This window comes from Streptomyces sp. GS7 (assembly GCF_009834125.1).
Lineage (GTDB): Bacteria > Actinomycetota > Actinomycetes > Streptomycetales > Streptomycetaceae > Streptomyces.
This window is the reverse complement of sequence record NZ_CP047146.1, coordinates 5,364,542-5,383,631: the sequence shown is the minus strand read 5'-3', so window position 1 is coordinate 5,383,631 and position 19,090 is coordinate 5,364,542. Positions and strand designations below refer to the sequence as shown.

The window sequence follows — 19,090 nt, the reverse complement described above, 5'->3', positions numbered from 1 at the left end:
CCCAGAGGTACGGGCGTACGAGGCGGCCTGGGGCCGCTACCGGGCCCAAGTCTCCGCCCGCTCCCGTAATTCCCGGTGGGGAAACCGACGCAGGGATCTCCTGCAGGCCGCTCGCCTGTCACAGGGAGCGCAGGGCGCCTCCGTCGATGTGGATCATGCTGCCGGTGGTGTACGACGCCACCGGCGACAGCACGACGGCGGCCAGGCGGCCGAACTCCTCGGGTGTGCCGTACCGGCGCAGCGGGATGTCGGCGGTCCGTTGGGCGCGTGCCTGTTGGGGATCGCCGGTGGCCTCTTCGAGCCGGGTGAGGCGGTCGGTGGCGATGGAGCCGACCACGAAACCGTTGACTCTGATGCCGCGCGGGCCCAGTTCGTCGGCCAGCGTCTTGGCGGCCATGGCCAGTCCCGGCCGGAGTCCGTTGGACACGCTCATGTTCGGCCACGGGGCCTTCACCGACAGGGAGAGGACGAATCCTATGGAGCCTCCGGAGGGCAGCACGGGGGCGGCTGCGCGTGCGACGCGCAGGGCACCGAGGAAGACGGACTCGAACGCATCACGCCACTGGGCGTCGGTGATGGTGGTGAGGGGGCCGGTCGGCGGACCGCCCACGCTGATCAGCGCACCGTCCAGCCGTCCGTACTGCCGCAGGGCGGCTGCCGTCAGGCGTTCGGCCGCTTCGGGGTCGGCGTTGTCGGCGACCAGGCCGATGGCGTGGTCGGGGCCGCCCAGCTCCGCGACGGCCTTGTCCACTGCTTCCTGGGTGCGTGAGGACACCACCACCCGGGCGCCTTCCGCGGTGAGGGCGCGCGCCGCTGCCAGCCCGAGCCCCTTGGTCCCTCCCGTGACCAGAAAGACCTTGCCGTCGACCATCAGATCCACGGTCGCCACCCCCATGCCCAAATCCCCATGCCTGCAGGTCTCTTGTGCCTGCAGGTCTCTCGGGGGCAACGCAGAGAACCTGCGTCCGTATTCCGAGCCCGACGTCTCGTCATGTGAGCAATCGGCCGGCGGTCCCGCCGGCGCCCGGCCCGCCCCTCCGCTCACCGTCCGGCCCCGCTCCTCACGGCAGGGGCTGCGGCGGCCTGGGGCCGCAGTACTGGCCGCTGGGGCGCATGCGGGCGGGGCGCTCCCCGTACTCCTCCAGGGCGTGGGCGATCCAGCCCGTGGTCCGGGCGATCGCGAAGACCGTTTCGCCCGCCTCGGCGGACATCCCGGTCGCGACCGTGAGCACCGCCAGCGCCAGATCGACGTTGGCGTGCAGCGTGGTGTGCCGGGCGGTGGTGGCGACCACCTCGCGGGCGGCCTCCAGCACGGGCCGAGCCCGGGGTACGTCCGCCAGGAGCCCGAAGAGGGCGCGGGCCCGCGGGTCCTCGCCGGGGTAGATGCGATGGCCCAGGCCCGGTACGCGGCGGCCGGCCCGGAGATGGTCGGCGACCACGGCGGCCGCGCTGCCCCGGTCCAGTACCTCCAGCAGCATCCGGTGGGCGGGTCCGCTCGCCGCGCCGTGCAGCGCCCCGTCCAGTGCCCCGAAGCCGGCCGAGACGATCGCGTACGGATGGGCGCGCGCGGAGGCGGCGACCCGGACGGCGAGGGTCGACGCGGCGAGGTCGTGGTCGATGAGCAGGACCAGCGCGGAGTCCAGCACGCGCAGGGACGGTGCGTCGGCCGGCTCGGCGGTCAGGCGCGACCAGAGGCGCCGGGCGAGCGGGCCGGCGGCGCGCCGCTCGGCGGCTTGCGGCGGCAGGGCCTCGACGAGGGTCGGGATGAGGCTGCGGGCGGTGTCCAGGACGGTGTCCTCGGACAGGTCGAAGCGGAGCGGGTCGGCGGCCGCCGCGGCGATCAGCGCGACCCGCAGCTGGTCCATCTGCCCACTGTGGGGCGGCAGGGCGGCCACCGCGCGGCGGGCCGCGGACAGCGCGTCCCGCGGCGCGGTGAAGCGGATGCCGCGGCGGAGTTCGCCGGTCCACAGCCACTCGGCGACTTCCTCGTAGCCGTAGTGGGCGGCGAGTTCCGCGGTGTCGACGCCGCGGAAGTAGCAGTGGTCGCGGTCGATCAGGGTGATGTCCGTACGGACCGTCAACTCGCCGCCGGAGGCGGTCGGTTCACGCCGCCCGCCGCGACGGGCCAGCGCGTCGACCTCCTTCGCGTCGAAGGTGCTGCCGCGCCCGCCCGGTGCGCGGCGGCTGGCCAGCTGGCCGCGGCTGACATACGCGTAGACCGTCTCCGGCTTCACGCCGAGCCGGTCGGCCGCTTCCCGGGTGCTCAGCCGGCGCTCGCCCGGGTCCTGCGTCGTCTGTTGATCCGCCATGGCGCCACCGTATCCAGAACGATCCACATTGATTGAATCAATATTGACGTCGATTAAGTCAAGCATAGATAGTCGAATCAATATCCAGGGAGGACGAACAAGGAGTTCCGCCATGCCGATCGCCGAGGCGAACGCACCCATCGAGGCACCCCGCGGGCTCGCGGGAGTCGTCGTCACCGAGACCCAACTGGGCGACGTCCGGGGCCTTGAGGGCTTCTACCACTACCGCCAGTACTCCGCCGTCGAGCTGGCCACGAGCCGCGGCTTCGAGGACGTCTGGTACCTGATGTTCCACGGCGCACTGCCGGACGCGGACCAACTGGCGGCCTTCAAGGCCGAGACCGCCGCCCTGCGCCCGCTGCCCGCCGTGGTCCGCGACGCGCTGCCCGCCCTCGCTCACGCCGGTGCGCTCGCCGGTCCGCTCGCCGGGCTGCGCACCGCGCTGTCGCTGTTCGGCGCCACGGCCGGCTTCCGGCCGCTCTACGACGTCGACGCCGACCAGCGTCGGGCCGACGCGCTCGCCGCCTGCGCCGCCGTGCCGACCCTGCTCACCGCGCTCCACCGGCTCGGCCGGGGACAGCAGCCCATCGAGCCGCGCGCGGACCTCGGCCACGCGGCCAACTACCTCTACATGCTCACCGGCGAAGAGCCGGACCCGGAGCAGGTCCGGGCGATCGAGGCGTACCTCATCTCCACCATCGACCACGGCTTCAACGCCTCGACCTTCACCGCCCGCGTCATCACCTCCACCGGCGCCGACCTCGCCGCCTGCCTCGTCGGCGCCGTGGGTGCACTCTCGGGGCCGCTGCACGGCGGTGCGCCCAGCCGCGCCCTGGACACCCTCGACGCCATCGGCACCCCCGACCGCATCGACGCCTGGGTCCGCGACAGCGTGCTGCGCGGGGACCGGATCATGGGCTTCGGCCACCCCGTCTACCGCACCGAGGACCCGCGCTCCCGGATGCTGCGCGGTATCGCCGAGGGCTTCGGAGGACCGCTGGTGGACTTCGCCGTCCAGGTGGAGGAGCGGGTCGAGGCGCTGCTGGCCGAACTCAAGCCGGGCCGTGAGCTGCACATCAACGTGGAGTTCTACGCGGGCGTGGTGATGGAGCTCTGCGGGCTGCCGAGGGAGATGTTCACGCCCACCTTCTGCGCTGCCCGGGTGGTCGGCTGGAGCGCCAATATCCTGGAGCAGGCCGAGGACTCGAAGATCATTCGCCCGGCCGCCCGGTATGTCGGCCCACCCCCGCCGCAGCCGGTGCCCGCCGTCGCGCCCCGTTAGGGCCTGTCCGAGGGGCCAGGGCCGGACAGGCCCTGGCCCCTGCCGCCGAACTCCCGCCTGCCGGCCGAGCGGACGCCGGGCTTCACGGCATGGCGGGACGAGCGGTGGCTGCCGCACCGCGGCGAAGGCGCCGCCGGCGAGTTCTCCGCGCGCCTGACGGCTCGGTGCGGTGTCGAGACGGGGGCGACAGGCCACGTCCGTGCTCGCGGCCACCCTTGTTCTCGCGGCACTCCGGCATCGTGGCGCGCCGGTGGTGGCTGATCACGCCTTGTGGGTAGACACCAGTCGAGCTGTACTGACGATTCGTCAAATCACCGCTGTCGGGAGCCCGTTATGCCGCTGCGCCGCTCCGTCGCGACCTTCGTCCTCAGCCTGGCCCTGCTGTGTGCCGTCCCCGCAGCCGTCCCGTCCACGGCGCCGGCGGTATCCGCGCGGACGGCCGCCCGGTCCGAGCCGGCAGGCACCCGCGGCAGGCCGGCAGGTGCCTGGCCCGTCCCCACCGGCACCGTCACCGCCCCCGACGGCCGTACGCTCTTCACCGACCGGAACGGTCGCGTCCTGCGGTTGCGCGGGCTCAACCTGGGCAAGACCGACACGGTGACCGAGCGGCACATCGCCCGGCTTGCGCGCGACGGGTTCGACCTGATGCGGCTCAACATCCAGTGGGAGAAGGTCGAACCACACCGCCACCGCCAGGACACCCGCTATCTGCGCTACCTCGACCGGGTCCTGGGCTGGGCCGACCGCTACCGGGTACTGGTCCTGATCGACTGGCATCAGGACGTCTTCGGCCCGGCGTTCGGACACGACGGCATCCCCGCCTGGGCCACCCGCACCGACGGACTGCCCTTCGAGCCCAACCCGGATGACTGGTTCGCGGACTACTTCCAGCCCGCCGTACAGGCCGCCTTCACCCACCTCTACGACGACCCCGACCTGCGCGCCGCCCAGGCTGCCGTCTACGCCAGGGTCGCCACCGCTCTGCGCGGACACCCGTCCCTGCTCGGCTACGACCTGTTCAACGAGCCCTTCGGGCCGGTTCCCGGCGACCCGGACAACCCCGAAGACCGGATCCGTGCCTCCGCCGCCCTGGAACGCGGCCGACTGGCAGCCATGTACCGGCGGCTGATCAGAGCGGTCCGCGCCGCCGACCCCAACGCCTGGCTCTTCCTCGAACCCACGGTCCTGGTCGGCCAGGGCGTTCCCACCAGCCTGCCCGGCTTCCACGACCCGCGGCCCGGCGCCGGCCGCCTGGGCTACGCTCCGCACTCCTACGACACCGCCGTCGAATCAGGCGCCGACTGGGACCCCGCGGACCGCTTCATCGAACACTACGAAACCGCCATCGGCGGCTACCCGGCCGCCCACCGGCTACCGGTACTGGTCGGAGAGTGGGGCCCGCCCCGGGCAACCACCCCCGGGAACGCAGAGCTGATACGACGCCAGGTCGCCTCCATGGACCGCTTCGCCTCGGGCTGGGCGCTGTGGTACGACTGCCGCGCCCCCAACGGCAGCGGCTACTGCGCCTACGGCACCAACGGCGGCCCCGCCCCCGGCAAGGGGCCGGCCTTCGCCCCGTACGCGCCGGTGGTGGCGGGCATCCCCGACACCGACGCCTACACCCCGCCCACCGGGACATACACCCTCACCCTCACCGCCGACGCGACCACACGGCATGCCTGGACGTTCCTCTCCCTGCCCGCCACCGCCTTCCCCCGCGGAGCACGGGTGTCCGTCACCGGGGCGGGCCCGGCGGTGGTGGTGGCAGCCGGCCCCGGCCGGGCCGGGCTGCTGCTCCCGGCAGCCAGGCCGGGGGCCATGGTGCGGGTGACGGCAACCGGCCGCCGCCCCCATGCCGGTCGGCGTGCCCCGTCCTGCCTCGACACGTCACCGGGTCGCCCCGCGGCGACGGACTGCCCATGAAGGAACGCGGCGGTTCGGACGGAGGAAGTCGAGCCACGATGGGCATCAACGACTTCCTTGACCGTTTCAGGACGACACGAAGTAGCCTGGCCGGTCAGGTCACTTGAGAGCGGCCGCGGTTTCCGCTTCAGGAGCCAGGGAGCGGTGACGGATTCCGCCACGATGAGCGCTCCGTCGACCGCACCGACCGACCCGTCGTCAGCGTCGCCCCGGCCTCGGCGCCTGCTGCGCCCACGCGCGGGTGAGGGTCCGCACGGCGGATTCCGCGCGGTTCGCCCGCCGACCGTCCGTGCGGACGGAGTCGGCGAACTCGACGTGCAGGAAAGGGATGTGGCGGTCGGCCGCGGCGCGGCCCTGGACGTTCTCGGTCCCGTCCAGGGGCAGGAGCGGACCCAGGCCCGGCACACCCGGAAGGCCCGGTCGGCCAGGGCGTCCGCGAGGCCCCGGCCGTCGGCGCGGCCGGCGCTCCCGACGCCGGGGGAGGCGATGACGTCGTAGCCGGGGGCGGAGTCGTCGGCGAAGCCGTGCACCTGGACGCCCGGGAGGCCGCGGGCGGCCAGTTCGTCGCAGACGGCGTCGAAGACGGTGTCGCGGCGGTGGGCGACGTCCGCCGCGCCGTCGCGTCCGGCGTCGCGGTGCGCCCCGCCCGCTACCCGCTGGCCCCCAGCGACGGCAAGGGCAACGGCCTCCCGCGCACCGCCAACGGCATGGGCCGCTCCCACCTGGGCGCCGACATCATCCCGCTGTCCGGCCCCGCCCCCTGGTACGAACGCCCGCAGAACATCGACCTGCTCCAGCCGGGAGATCTGGTGTTCTTCAAGATGGACCACCATACCGGCGACCGCCTGGACCACGTCGGCCTGTACCTGGGCCCCGACACCGAGGGCCACAAGGTCTTCATCTCCAGCCGCAAGGAGGTCAACGGCCCGACCATCGGCGACACCGGCGGCGTGTCCGTGCGTCGATGGGCGGCTTGCCGCGCCTCATCGATCGGATCAGGCCGCGGAGGCGGCGGTCAGGTGGGTCAGCCGGATGTCGGCTGGGGCGGCCGCTCCGTGGCGGCGCCCGAGGAGAACCGCCGCCCGCCCGCTGTCCCTCTCCGTCCCGCCCACGAAACCCTGCGCGCGGGCGCGAGCCTCGGCGAGGACCTCCGCCTGGGCCGACGACGCGTACCCGTCCCCGGCGCGCCACCGCTGCGCGGGAAGGCTGTCAGGCCTGTTGGACGGCAAAAGGCAATGGCAAGGAGAGCGCTCTCCTTGCCACTTTCAACGTATAGCGCGCAGGGGGGCTTGCCGCAAGGCCCGGGTCACGGCGCAGAATCGTCGGCCGATGCCACAACCTGCGGAAAGAGGGGGCACGACGTGCGTGTGTTGTTGTCGACCTACGGGGGACGCGGTGACGTCGAACCGGTGGTGGGACCGGCAGTGCAGTTGCGGGTGCTCGGCGCGGCGGTGCGGGGGTGCGCGCCGCCCGACCGGGCGGAGCGGCCGGCCGACTCGCCGGAGGGAAGGCAACCAGGGATGAGGACGTGCTCGACAGGAGCTTCGACAGAGTGGGTGGCGCCGGTGATGCGATCGGCCACCGCAGTGCGGCGGATCACGGTTGCCTCGGCGGTACCGCAATGATCGAGCGGTACGTGTGGGATCTTCACGAGGCTGACGAGACGCAGGTCGCGGTCGTCGGCGGCAAGGGCGCGCACCTGGGCGGACTGTCGCGGATCGAGGGCATCCGCGTGCCGGGTGGCTTTTGCGTGACGACGGACGCCTTCCGGCGGATCATGGCGGAAGCGCCGTCGATCGACGATCGGCTCGATCAGTTGTCGCGCTTGACTCGCCTTGATGGAGAGGGGGACGACCGGGAGGCGATCCGCACGCTCAGCGCGCAGATTCGTCGGACCATCGAAGGGATCGCCATCCCGGGCGATCTCGCGGAGGCGATCACCCGCGCGCTCGCCCGGCTCGGCGAGCAAGCAGGCTACGCCGTCCGATCCAGCGCGACGGCGGAGGACCTGCCGACGGCCTCCTTCGCCGGCCAGCAGGACACGTACCTGAACGTCGTGGGGCCGACGGCGATCCTCCAGCACATCAGCCGGTGCTGGGCCTCGCTGTTCACCGAGCGGGCCGTGACCTACCGCCAGCGGAACGGTATCGACCACCGTACGGTCCACATGGCCGTGGTCGTGCAGCAGATGGTCGTCCCGGATGCGGCCGGCATCCTGTTCACGGCCGACCCCGTCACGGGCAACCGGAAGGTCGCCACCGTGGACGCCGGCTTCGGCCTCGGCGAGGCCCTGGTCTCCGGCCTGGTGAACCCGGACGTCCTCACGGTGCGACACGGCGAAGTCGTCGCCAAGGCGATCGCCGCCAAACAGCGTGCCGTTCACGCCCTGCCGGCCGGCGGTACGCAGGAAGTGGCGATCGACTCGCAGCGGCAGGAGCAGCCGGCGCTGACGGATGCGCAGGTCGTGCGGCTCGTGCAGCTCGGGCGGCGGATCGAGGCGCACTTCGGCCGCCCGCAGGACATCGAATGGTGCCTGGTCGATGACGGCTTCCAGATCGTTCAGAGCCGGCCGATCACGACGCTGTTTCCCGTCCCTGAGGCCGGCGACCAGGAGAATCACGTCTACGTCTCCGTCGGCCATGGGCAGATGATGACCGACCCCATGAAGCCCCTGGGGTTCTCCATGTGGCAGCTGACGGCCATGGTGCCGATGCACGAGGCCGGCGGGAGGCTGTTCGTCGACGTCACCCGGCGCCTGGCCTCGCCCGCGAGCCGCGCCGGCCTCCTGGACGTCTTCGGGAGAGGCGATCCGCTGATCAGGGACGCTCTGGAGACCGTCCTCGACCGCGACGGTTTCGTCCCGTCGCTCCCGGACGCCCCTCCCGGCGGGCCGCAGTCCGGCGGGCCGCCGGCCAGCGGTGCGTCCGCCCCGATCGAGACCGATCCGGCCATCGTCACCGAGCTGATCGAGCGCAGCCAGGTGTCCATCGCCGCCCTGGAGCGCGACATCCGGACGAAGACGGGACCGGCGCTGTTCGACTTCCTGCTGGATGCCTTCGAGGAGCACAAACGAGTCGTCGGTGATCCGCTGAACCTTCAGGCGATCATGGCGGGGATGGAGGCCACGTGGTGGCTCAACGACAAGCTGCAGGAGTGGCTGGGCGAGAAGAACGCGGCTGACACGCTCACGCTGTCCGCCCCCGACAACGTCACGTCGGAGATGGGACTGGCGCTGCTCGACGTCGCGGACGTGATCCGCCCGCAGTCGGAGGTGGTGGCGTTCCTGAAGGGCGTCGAGGACGAGGGCTTCCTGGACGAGCTGGCGAAGCTCGCGGGCGGGACCGAAGCGCGCGACGCCATAGAGGCATACCTCGACCGTTACGGCATGCGCTGCGTCGGCGAGATCGACATCACGAGGCCGCGTTGGCGCGAGCGCCCCAGCACGCTCGTTCCCGCGATCCTCGACAACGTCAGGAACTTCGAGCCGGGCGCAGCCGAGCGACGCTTCGAGCAAGGACGGCAGAAGGCGCAGAAGAAGGAACAGGACGTGTTGTCACGCCTGCGGGCCCTGCCGGACGGGGACCGGAAAGCCGGCGAGGCCAAGCGGATGATCGACCGGGTCCGCACCTTCATCGGGTACCGGGAGTACCCGAAGTACGGCATCGTCAGCCGCTACTTCGTCTACAAGCAGGCCCTGCTGGAGGAGGCCGAGCGCCTCGTGCAGGCCAACGTGCTACCTGAGAAGGAGGACGTCTTCTACCTCACGTTCCAGGAGTTCCACGACGTGGTCCGTTCGAACCGGCTGGATCACCAGCTCATCCAGCAGCGCAAGGACGCGTTCCGGTCGTACCACGCGCTCACACCGCCCCGGGTGCTCACCTCGGATGGCGAGGCCGTGACCGGGGCGTACCGGCGCGACGACGTGCCGGCCGGCGCCCTGATCGGCCTACCGGTTTCCGCCGGGACCATCGAAGGACGGGCCCGCGTCATCCTCGACCTGGCGGAGGCCGATCTCGAAGCGGGCGACATCCTGGTCACGACCTTCACGGACCCCAGCTGGTCGCCGCTGTTCGTCGGAATCGCGGGCCTGGTGACGGAGGTGGGCGGCCTGATGACCCATGGCGCGGTGATCGCCCGGGAGTACGGCTTGCCGGCCGTCGTGGGCGTGGAGCAGGCCACCCGGCTGATCCGGGACGGCCAGCGGATCCGCGTGCACGGAACCGACGGGTACATCGAGTTCCTGCCGTGACCGACCACAGCGAGAAGCCCCATCCGTAGCTTCCGACTCGACAACGCCGAGCAGTTGACGACCACTCCGCGACCGCCGCCCGCAACGCGCACACGCGGACACGACCCGTAAACGTCCTTCACCTGGGAAGAGCCTCTCCGCTTCCCCGTAAAGGACCCTCAGAACGTCCTGTCGTTGCAGCTCAGAGGCGCTTTCCACGTTCTCGATCACCTACCGGAAAGCGCCGTTCCCGACAGCCCGAGGCCAGGGTTGATCGGTCGGACCCGGTCGCGCAGGATGTCCCCATGCGGATACTGATGCCCCTGCCCGACCGGGACTTCGACGTCACCGAGGTGGCCGTTCCGTGGCAGATGCTCACTGAGGCGGGCCATGAGGTGGTCATCGCGACAGAGCGTGGGGGAGTCACCCCTGTCGGCGACCCGAGGCTGCTGGACGGGGTCCTCTTCGGGAGGCTGGGCGCCGAGTCCGAGCCCAAGCAGTTCTACCGCCGGATGGTGGCCGACCCGCGCTTTCGCGGTGCTGTGGCCTGGCAGGATCTCGTGGCCGCTGACTACGACGGCCTGCTGCTGGCCGGCGGGCATGCCCGCGGAATGCGGCAGTATCTGGGATCGGCGGTGCTGCAGCTGAAGGTCGCCGAGTTCTGGCGGTTGGGACGGCCGGTCGCGGCGATCTGCCATGGGCCGCTGCTGCTCGCCCGCGCGCAGGACCCGGCTACCGGCCGCAGTGTGCTTCACGGGCGCCGCACCACCTGCCTGCCCAAGTACCTGGAGCGAACTGCCTATCTGCTGACGGCCTGGCGCCTCGGCCGCTACTACCGCACCTACCCGGCCTACGTGGAGGACGAGGTCACGGCCGTCCTCGCCTCGGCGTCCGACTTCCAGCGCGGACCGCGCACACTGTCGCAGCGAGGCACGGCCACTGACCATCGTCCAGCCTTCATCGTCGAGGACGGCAACTACCTCTCGGCCCGCTGGCCCGGCGACGCCTATCTCTTCGCCGGGCGGTTCCTCACCATGGTGGAGAAGACCGCCCGCGCCTGATCACGCCCCCGTGAACGCCCCTCCAGGGCTCTGCAGGGGCGGCGAAATCGACGTGCTTCGCCCTCAACTGTCCAGCGTCGAGGGCGGAGTCCCGCCCCCGGTCGCATAACCGCTCGGACGGGTCCTAGGGTGTCGACGTGAACGGCATAAGGTGCACCCAGTGTGGAGTCGTGGGGCTGGAGCCCGGCTTCGTCGACGATGCGGGCCAAGGCTCTGCCGGATATACGCGGTGGATTGCCGGCGTCCTGGAACGTGGCCCGTTCGGCGGCGCCAAGAGGGCGGGACGCATGCGCCGGCAGATTGACGCCTACCGTTGTTTCCAGTGCGGGCATCTGGAACTCTTTGCCACCACACCGTGCTGAACTCAGCTCGATGTGACGGGCGTTCGGCCCCGAGCACGCACCAGCACCGTCACGAGACGCACAGGCTGATTCACGCCGCTTCAGCGGCCACCACCCACCAGTACCGCCGGCCGAAGCCGGCGCTCGGCGTGCGCCCGTCGCCCGGCACGCCTTGACTTCGAGGTAACGGACAAGATTTCAGCTGCCCTTGACGGCACTGCCCCATGCGCATGGAGGGCACCGCATGCCCACACGCCCGGCAGCTCCGTTGGTGCGGAGAAGATCGGCCGGGTGAATCCCGTTGAGCCGGGCCGTCTGCGACGCGGTGAAGGCCGGGGAGCAAATGTGCTGCAACAGCCGGCGCACCGGCCAACGCCGTTCCGGCTCGGCATGGTTGGCCGCTGACCATGAGGAGCTCGCGGCGTGTCGGCACCGGGCCTCCGGCTCAGGTCACCCGGTGGAGATCTTGTGGACGGTGGTGTCGTCGGGGTTCAGCCGTCGCCCGTCCGCGGAGAGCACTTCCAGTGCGCGGAGGCGATGTTCCTGCCGGCGGTCGACCAACTGCGAGTGTGGTTCGCCGGGGGCGAAGAAGTGCTGTTCGCCCCACTGTCGCAGCGCCACGATGACGGGGAAGAGCGCCTTGCCCTTGGGAGTCAGTACGTACTCGCGGTAGGCGCTGCCGTCCGAGGCGGGGACGGATTCGAGGACTCCGCCGGCGACCAGGGTGCGCAGACGCGCGGTGAGGATGTTCTTCGCCACGCCGAGGCTGCGCTGGAACTCCCCGAAGCGCCGGCTTCCGTCGAAGGCGTCCCGCACGATCAGCAGGGACCACCAGTCGCCGATCGCGTCCACCGACCGGGCGACGGGACATTCACTGTCGTCGAAGCGCGTCCTGGTCACCATGGCGTCCCTCCCTCTCATGCTGGTTGCAACATGCTACCGGGAAGGTTACCGTCACGCATTGGTAGCAAGTTGAAACTAGATCTGTGGGGGAGTGCCGATGCCTGACAGCGGTGAGGCCGTGACACGACGGACCGAGGCCCGAAGCGGGGAAGGTTCCGCGTTCGTCCTGTCCCGTGGCGTCGTCATACTGTTCGCCGTCGCCTGCGGGGCAGCGGTGGCCAACGTCTACTTCTCCCAGCCGCTCCTGGTGACCATGGGCCACGACATCGCCATGAGCCCGGCACTTGTCGGCAGCGTGGTCACCCTCACGCATGTCGGATACGGGCTGGGACTCTTCTTCCTCGTGCCGCTGGGCGATGTGGTCGACCGCAGGCGGCTCATCGTGGCCCAGTTGCTGCTCCTGGTGGTGGCGCTGGCCGTGGTGACCGCCGCCCACACGGCGGCGATCCTGCTCGCAGGGATGGCCGCGACGGGGCTTCTGGCGGTCGTCACACAGACGCTGGTGGCCTTCGCGGCGTCACTGGCCCCTCCCGCCGGGCGCGGACGGGTCGTCGGTCTGGTCACCGGCGGCGTGGTCATCGGAATCCTGCTCGCCCGCACCGCATCCGGCCTCATAGCCGATCTCGCGGGCTGGCGCTCCGTCTACCTCGCCTCGGCGTCGCTCACCGCTCTGCTCGCCCTGGTCCTGCATCGCGTGCTGCCGCGCCACCGTGACACTCCGCCGACAACCCTGCGCTACGGACAGCTCCTACGCTCCACGATCACCCTGTTCGCACGGGAACGACTGCTGCGGCTCCGGGCCCTGTTCGGTCTGCTGATCTTCGCTGCCTTCAGCACCCTGTGGAGCAGCGTCGCACTGCCGCTCAGCGAGGCCCCGTACTTCCTGCCCCAGAGCGCGATCGGGGCACTGGGGCTGATAGGTGTCGCCGGCGCCCTGGCCGCGACCATGGCGGGCCGCCTGAACGACCGCGGACTGTCCCGGCGGACCACCGGCATCGCCCTGGCACTGCTGGCCGCCTCGTGGTTGCCCTTGTCCTTCGCCCGCAGCTCGCTCTGGGCCCTGGTCGTCGGGGTGATCCTTCTCGACCTGGCCGTGCAGGCGGTCCATGTCACCAACCAGACCCTGATCTACGCGCTGCACCCGGACGCGGGCAGCCGGCTGATCGGCGGTTACATGGTCTTCTACTCGATCGGCAGCGCCACCGGCGCCATCGCCGCGACCTCCCTCTACACGGTGGCCGGCTGGGGCGCCGTATGCGCACTGGGTGCCGCGTTCAGCTGCCTCGGGCTCGTGCTGTGGGAGTTCACTCGACACAGCGCCCCGGACTCCGCCGCCCAGGCGACCTCTCGCGGCGAAGCCTGAGCGTTCTCGTCGAACGCCGAGGGACGGGCGTGACGTTGAGGGCGGGCACGCCGCAGGGCAGAGGACCGCGGCGGTGATTCCGGACTGATCACCCTGTCCGAGGCTCGGGACCGACGGCCCGACCAGGTACCCACATGAACGGTGCGCGTGGACGTCGTCCTGCCATTCACCACCCCGCAGCGCCTGACCCGCCGTTGTGCCGGGTCGATCGAAGGATGTACCCGCTCATCCGCCGATGGTGGGAGGAAGCCGGCGGGAGGTCGGGACGATGAGCGGAGGGCCTTTTCGCCTTTCGGGTGTCCCGGTGGCGAATGCGGCTTCGTACGGTGCTTGAGCAGCCGGAAATTCGCTGGGCACCGAGGGAAGGGAGCGTGCGTGTTGGGCGGCGCGGTGTTGGAGGCCAAGGGCCTGAGGAAGGTGTATGGCCGCACGGTGGCGGTGGACGATCTGTCGTTCACGGTGCGTGGCGGTCGGGTCACCGGCTTCCTGGGACCGAACGGGGCGGGCAAGTCCGCGACGATGCGGATGTTCCTCGGTCTGGATCACCCTGAGTCGGGCAGTGCGCTGGTCAACGGCAGACCGTTCCGTCAGCTGCGTCATCCGATGCACGAAGTGGGCGCGATGCTCGATGCCAAGGCGGCACACCCCGGTCGCAGCGCGTATGGGCATCTGCTGGGGCTGGCGTGCAGCAACGGGATCGGACGCCGGCGGGTGGGCGAGGTGCTGGAGATCACCGGTCTTGGCGCGGTGGCTCGGAAGCGGATCGGCGGGTTCTCGCTGGGCATGAGCCAGCGGCTGGGCATCGCCGCCGCTCTGCTCGGCGATCCGCAGGTCCTGCTGTTCGACGAGCCGGTCAACGGTCTCGATCCCGAGGGCGTCCGTTGGATCCGGGACCTGATGAAGGGGCTCGCAGCCGAGGGGCGCACCGTGTTCGTGTCCAGTCATCTCATGAGCGAGATGGAGTCGACCGCGGACTGGCTCGTGGTGATCGGCCGGGGCCGGCTCATCGCCGATGCCAGTGTGCGGGAGGTCACCGCGAGTGGTTCGCGCCGTGTGGTCAGGGTGCGCACCCCGCAGGCCGATCAACTCGGCGTACGGATCCGGCGGGTTGGTGGCGCGGTCACCGTGGACGGTGCGGACACCCTCCTTGTCAGCGGTCTCGACGCCGCGCTGATCTCCACGCTGGCGTTCGAGTGCGGTGCCGAGCTGCATGAGCTGTCCGAACAACGCGTCTCGTTGGAAACGGCGTTCATGGAGCTGACCGGGCAGAGCGTGGAGTACCGCACCGGTACGCCCGACCAGACCTGATTCCGCGCCCACACCACAGGCACGACTTCTCTCAGACAGGTGCTTCCATGTCCGTCACCGCCGTCACTGCTCCTGCGGCCACCCGTCGTGGCCGTCCGGGTGAGCCGCTGTTCGTCAACCTGATCCGGTCGGAATGGGTCAAGATCCGTACAGTGGGCGTCACCGCGTGGTGCCTGCTGGCCCTGACCGCGCTCGCTGTCGGCGTCGCCGCACTCGTCGCCCTCAAGGAACAGACGCCAGGCCGACAATCCATCGAGGTTCTGGTGAGCATGAGCCACCTGGGCCTCAGCGTCGGCCAGTTGGCGGTGGTGGTCCTCGCCGCCACGTCCATCGGCACCGAATACGGCACCGGGATGATCCGTACGTCGCTGACGGCCGTGCCACGGCGGGTGCGGTGGCTCGTGGCGAAGGCGCTCGTCGTGGGCGCGCTCGCCCTGGTCACCGGGGCGCTGCTGAGCCTGATCTCCTTCGCCGTCGGGTACGCGTCCGCACCGGCTGTCTCGGGTACGTTCGCGGATCCGCAGGTGGTCCGGGCGGTGCTCGGATTCGGGCTCTACCTGGGCATGTTGGCCGTGCTCTCGCTCGCGGTGACCACGATCGTGCGTGGCACGGCCGGCGGCATCATCGTGATGTTCGTGCTGATCCTCGTCGTCCCGCTTCTCGTGTCCGGCTCGCCCGTCAGCCGCATGGAGCGATTCCTGCCCGTCGGCATGACGCCCCCCAACGCCGGGCTCGCCGTCACGCAGGTCGCCCCGATGCTCGGTGGGCTTCCGCCATGGGGCGGATTCGCGGTGCTGTGCGCATGGACGGCGGCGGCCATGGGCGCGGCGCTGTGGTTGCTGGGTCGACGCGACGCCTGAGTCGGCCCTGTGCGGGCACACGGGGGACACGCCGGGAGCTGCGGACGGGTTACGTGTCGAGGAGGCCGGCGTCGTGGGCGATGATCGCGGCCTGAACACGGTTGGCGCACTGCAGCTTGGCAAGGACCCGGCTGACGTGGGTCTTCACCGTGGCTTCGCTCATGTGCAGGCAGGTGCCGATCTCGGCGTTCGGCTTGCCCTCGCCCACGAGCTTCAGCACTTCGCGTTCGCGTGCGGTGAGGTCACCGAGACGGTTGCGGGCCTTCGCCGTCCGGTCGGTGTCGCGGGTGGCGAAGGCGGAGAGCAGGCGACGGGTCACCGACGGGGCGAGCATGGCGTCGCCGCTGTTGACGGTCTTGACCGCGCGAATCAGTTCGCGGGGCGGGGTGTTCTTCAGCAGGAAACCCATCGCGCCGGCCCGCAACGTCGCGTGCACGTACTCGTCCAGGTCGAAGGTGGTGAGCACGACCACCTTCGGGGCGTGGGGAAGGCTGGTGATCTCCTTGGTCGCGGCCAGGCCGTCCATGACCGGCATCCGGATGTCCATGAGCACCACATCCGGCCGGTGCGTGCGAGCCAGGTGTACGGCTTGCGCGCCGTCGCTCGCCTCGGCGACCACCGAAATACCGGGATCGGCCTGCAGGATCAGGATCAGCCCGGAGCGGACGAGATCCTCGTCGTCGGCGAGCAGGACGCGAACGCTCATGGAGCGGCCTTTCTGGTGGTGGCGGGTGTCGTGGGGAGAACGGCAGCGACCCTGAATCCGCCGTCCGGCCGTGCGCCGGCCTCGAAGGTGCCTCCCAGGACGGTGACGCGTTCGCCGAGCCCGATCAGACCATGGCCGCCACTGGGCAGACCGGCAGACGGAGTGTCCGGGCCGGCCTCATTGTCCACCGTGACCTGCAATGTGTCGGGCGTGTGGCGCAGTTCGACGCGCGTGGCGGCACCCGGCGCATGCTTGTGCACGTTCGTCAGCGCCTCCTGGACCAGCCGGTACGCGGTGCGTTCGCACGACGCGTCCAGCGGCCGGACAACCCCTGACCGCGTCAGCTCGATCCGCATACCGGTGGCGCGCGACTGCTCGACCAGCACGGATACGTCGGCCAAGGTGGGCTGCGGTGTGCGTGGGGCGGACTCGTCGCTCTCGTCGTCCGTTCGCAGCACCCCGAGCACCTGGCGCAGCTCCTCCAGAGCCTGCCGGCCGATCCCGCCGACCAACTCCGCGGTCCGGACGGTCTTCTCGCTGTTCTCCGGATCAACCTCCAGGGTGCCGGAGTGGATGACCATCAGGCTGACCCGATGCGCGACCACGTCGTGCATCTCCCTGGCGATCCTGGTCCGCTCCTCGATCCGAGCCTGCCGCGCAAGGAGGCGCTGCTCGCGCTCCAGCCGTTCGGCCTTCTCGCGCAAGCCGTCCACCACCATCCGCCGTGCCCCCGCGTACAGGCCCAACAGCACCGGCCCCGTCACCAGCAGGACCATGAACGGCAGACGGTTCAGCAGACTGGCCAGGCCGGTCTCCAACAGCGCCATGGCGGCGGCAAGCCCCGCGCCCAGGGACAGGACGATCAGAATGCGACCGCCACGGCCATACCTGGCCTGCGAGTACAGGCTGACGGGCAGCGCGAAGAGCGTGACCTGGAAAGGCGTGACCGCGATGATCCCCAGGCATACCACCGTCGGCCAGCGGCGGCGCCAGATCAGAGCCAAGCCCGCCGCGACCGCCAGCCCGAAGAAAACCGGTGCGGGCAGCCCGAACGGATAACCTCCCGGAAACTCGGCCAGCACGGCGAACGCCATCGCGCAGCCGAGTGCCACCAGGACGTCGAAGAGCATGCTCCGACGGCTCTCCCACCAGAACCGGCGCCCTGGAAGACGCACCGACGGCCGCGGCGTGGCTGGTGACGAGTTTGACGGGCTTGACGGGCTCGAATCCGTCGGCGAGGCGCGGTGATGGTCCGGACGCATGGTGAGTGGATCCTCCAGCGGCGAGAACGGGCCTGATCTGGACGACGAGGACTCCCATCCACACCGCCTGGCCTGCCTCCTCGGTGCCGCCCAGCTTAACGGGTATCCCTCTGCGCGCCCGTGCCCCAGAAGGCCCGCTCTCCAGCAGCACCCTCACCTTCGCGCAGGCGGTGACCTGCCCACGCACCTCGCCGGCCTGCTGCTGCATGCCCACCCACTGCTCCTGCGGGGAGGCTCTCGCCAGCGCGGTCACGATCCGGACCGCCGTGTCCCGGGGTTGGGAAATCCGCCCCCCCACTTCGGGTGTTGGCACCCGTGACTTGGGCAAGCGCGGCGCGGAGACTGGGCGAGCGAACATCGCCCGACACCCGACACCCGACACCAAGGGGCACCATGCGCGTCTCCCGTACCCTGCTCAACGGCCTGCTCGCCACCACGGCGATGGGCACGCTCGCCGTTCCCACCACCGCTACGGCGGCTGACCGCCCGCAAGACCTGCGCGGCTCGCACAGCGAGCCGGACTCCGGTACGGCCCGCAAGGTCCGGCGCGATCTGGACCTGCTCACCCGCAGTGGCGCGGTCGGCGCGCAGGTTGAGGTGACCGAGAGTGGCCGGGCCTGGCTGGCCAGGTCGGGCGGTGCGCAGAAGACGGGAACCCCGGTGCCGCCTGAGGGGCAGTTCCGTGTCGGCAGTGCCACCAAGATGTTCACGTCGGTGGTGCTGCTCCAACTCGTCGGTGAGGGGCGGGTGTTGCTGGACGCACCCGTCTCGCGTTATCTGCCGTCGGGGCTGGTTCCCCAGGGCGACAAGATCACCGTCCGAATGGCGCTGCAGCACACCAGTGGGCTGCATGACGTGGCGCGGGACCTGCCGCAGGGCGAGGAGTTCATCCATCATCGCTTCCGTCACTACGACATGGCCGACCAGGTACGGCGGGCAGCCGCCAAGCCCGCCGACTTCCCGCCGGGCGCCTACTACGGCTACTCCAACACCAACTACCTTGTTGCCGGGCTGATCATCGAGCGAGTGACGGGGCACTCCTACGCCACCGAGGTGCGGAACCGGGTCATCGCACCGCTGGGGATGCGCCACACGGTCGTGCCCGTTGACAGCTCCGTCATACCCGGGCCGCATGCGCACGGCTATATGGGACAGACCGACATCAGCGCGCTGAACCCGTCCCTTGCGGGGCCGGCTGGGGAGATCATCTCCACGCCTGGCGACATGGACAAGCTGCTGGTGGCACTCACGTCGGGCAAGCTGCTGCGGCCCGCGCAGTGGAAAGAAATGAACCACACCGTGGCCACCAAGGAGCCGGGAGCGGGGTACGGACTCGGGCTCAAGGTACGTGAGTTGAACTGCGGGCGTACGGCGATCGGCCACACCGGCGGCATCCCCGGCTATGCGACGCTCGCGTTCACCACGAGGGACGGCAAACAACGCGTGGTGCTCTCCGCGAACCTCGCCGACTGGCCGGCCAACGAAGCCGTCGGCGAGCCCATCGACAAGGTTCTCAACGACGCGCTCTGCGGCTGAGCCGCTCC

At 70.6% G+C, this 19,090-nt stretch carries 13 protein-coding genes and 1 pseudogene; 9 read left to right on the top strand and 5 right to left on the bottom strand.

The genetic code is table 11. From position 1 onward, the window contains the following. Window positions 1-118 precede the first annotated feature (118 nt). Both GR130_RS23360 and GR130_RS23355 read right to left on the bottom strand, forming a co-directional pair. Window positions 119-880 (bottom strand): SDR family oxidoreductase, encoded by a 762-nt coding sequence (locus tag GR130_RS23360; RefSeq protein ID WP_201305202.1) that lies wholly within the window; start codon window positions 878-880, stop codon window positions 119-121. 181 nt (window positions 881-1,061) lie between these two features. Continuing rightward, a complete protein-coding gene (locus GR130_RS23355) occupies window positions 1,062-2,309 on the bottom strand; it encodes a citrate synthase (RefSeq protein ID WP_159506503.1) in 1,248 nt (415 codons plus the stop codon). Window positions 2,310-2,421: 112 nt separating this feature from the next. Here GR130_RS23355 and GR130_RS23350 point away from each other — a divergent pair, with 112 nt between their 5' ends. The 5 genes and pseudogenes from GR130_RS23350 to GR130_RS23325 all read left to right on the top strand — a co-directional run bounded on the left by GR130_RS23350 (window position 2,422) and on the right by GR130_RS23325 (window position 10,803). Further along, window positions 2,422-3,591, top strand: coding sequence for a citrate synthase/methylcitrate synthase (locus GR130_RS23350; protein WP_159506502.1), 1,170 nt, complete (start codon window positions 2,422-2,424; stop codon window positions 3,589-3,591). A gap of 333 nt (window positions 3,592-3,924) precedes the next feature. Further along, window positions 3,925-5,514, top strand: a complete 1,590-nt coding sequence (locus GR130_RS23345) for a glycoside hydrolase family 5 protein (protein ID WP_159506501.1) — start codon at window positions 3,925-3,927, stop codon at window positions 5,512-5,514. A 644-nt stretch (window positions 5,515-6,158) separates the two neighbouring features. Next, a pseudogene (locus GR130_RS40890) lies at window positions 6,159-6,470 on the top strand (NlpC/P60 family protein); the annotation flags it as partial. A gap of 665 nt (window positions 6,471-7,135) precedes the next feature. Beyond that, entirely contained in the window at window positions 7,136-9,763 is a 2,628-nt protein-coding gene (gene rph, locus GR130_RS23330) for a rifamycin-inactivating phosphotransferase (protein WP_159506500.1), read from the top strand. A gap of 284 nt (window positions 9,764-10,047) precedes the next feature. Further along, window positions 10,048-10,803, top strand: a complete 756-nt coding sequence (locus tag GR130_RS23325; protein WP_159506499.1) for a type 1 glutamine amidotransferase domain-containing protein — start codon at window positions 10,048-10,050, stop codon at window positions 10,801-10,803. Window positions 10,804-11,594: 791 nt separating this feature from the next. Here the strand turns inward: GR130_RS23325 and GR130_RS23315 are convergent. Next, window positions 11,595-12,047, bottom strand: coding sequence for a winged helix-turn-helix transcriptional regulator (locus tag GR130_RS23315; protein ID WP_159506497.1), 453 nt, complete (start codon window positions 12,045-12,047; stop codon window positions 11,595-11,597). Window positions 12,048-12,144: 97 nt separating this feature from the next. On the opposite strand from GR130_RS23315, the gene GR130_RS23310 reads away from it, so the two are divergent. The 3 genes from GR130_RS23310 to GR130_RS23300 all read left to right on the top strand — a co-directional run bounded on the left by GR130_RS23310 (window position 12,145) and on the right by GR130_RS23300 (window position 15,578). Further along, a complete protein-coding gene (locus GR130_RS23310) occupies window positions 12,145-13,410 on the top strand; it encodes an MFS transporter (protein ID WP_201304974.1) in 1,266 nt (421 codons plus the stop codon). Window positions 13,411-13,800: 390 nt separating this feature from the next. After that, window positions 13,801-14,718: an ABC transporter ATP-binding protein gene (locus tag GR130_RS23305; RefSeq protein ID WP_159510161.1), complete on the top strand. Its 918-nt coding sequence runs from the start codon at window positions 13,801-13,803 to the stop codon at window positions 14,716-14,718. 47 nt (window positions 14,719-14,765) lie between these two features. Next, window positions 14,766-15,578: an ABC transporter permease gene (locus GR130_RS23300; RefSeq protein WP_159506495.1), complete on the top strand. Its 813-nt coding sequence runs from the start codon at window positions 14,766-14,768 to the stop codon at window positions 15,576-15,578. A 49-nt stretch (window positions 15,579-15,627) separates the two neighbouring features. Here GR130_RS23300 and GR130_RS23295 read toward each other — a convergent pair whose 3' ends face one another. Both GR130_RS23295 and GR130_RS23290 read right to left on the bottom strand, forming a co-directional pair. Continuing rightward, on the bottom strand, window positions 15,628-16,284 hold the full coding sequence (locus GR130_RS23295) for a response regulator transcription factor (RefSeq protein WP_159506494.1): 657 nt from the start codon (window positions 16,282-16,284) through the stop codon (window positions 15,628-15,630). Next, entirely contained in the window at window positions 16,281-17,378 is a 1,098-nt protein-coding gene (locus GR130_RS23290; protein ID WP_236573406.1) for a sensor histidine kinase, read from the bottom strand. Before GR130_RS23290 ends, GR130_RS23295 begins: the two co-directional genes overlap by 4 nt. A 561-nt stretch (window positions 17,379-17,939) precedes the next feature. Here GR130_RS23290 and GR130_RS23285 point away from each other — a divergent pair. Further along, on the top strand, window positions 17,940-19,082 hold the full coding sequence (locus GR130_RS23285) for a serine hydrolase domain-containing protein (protein WP_159506492.1): 1,143 nt from the start codon (window positions 17,940-17,942) through the stop codon (window positions 19,080-19,082). Window positions 19,083-19,090 lie beyond the last annotated feature (8 nt).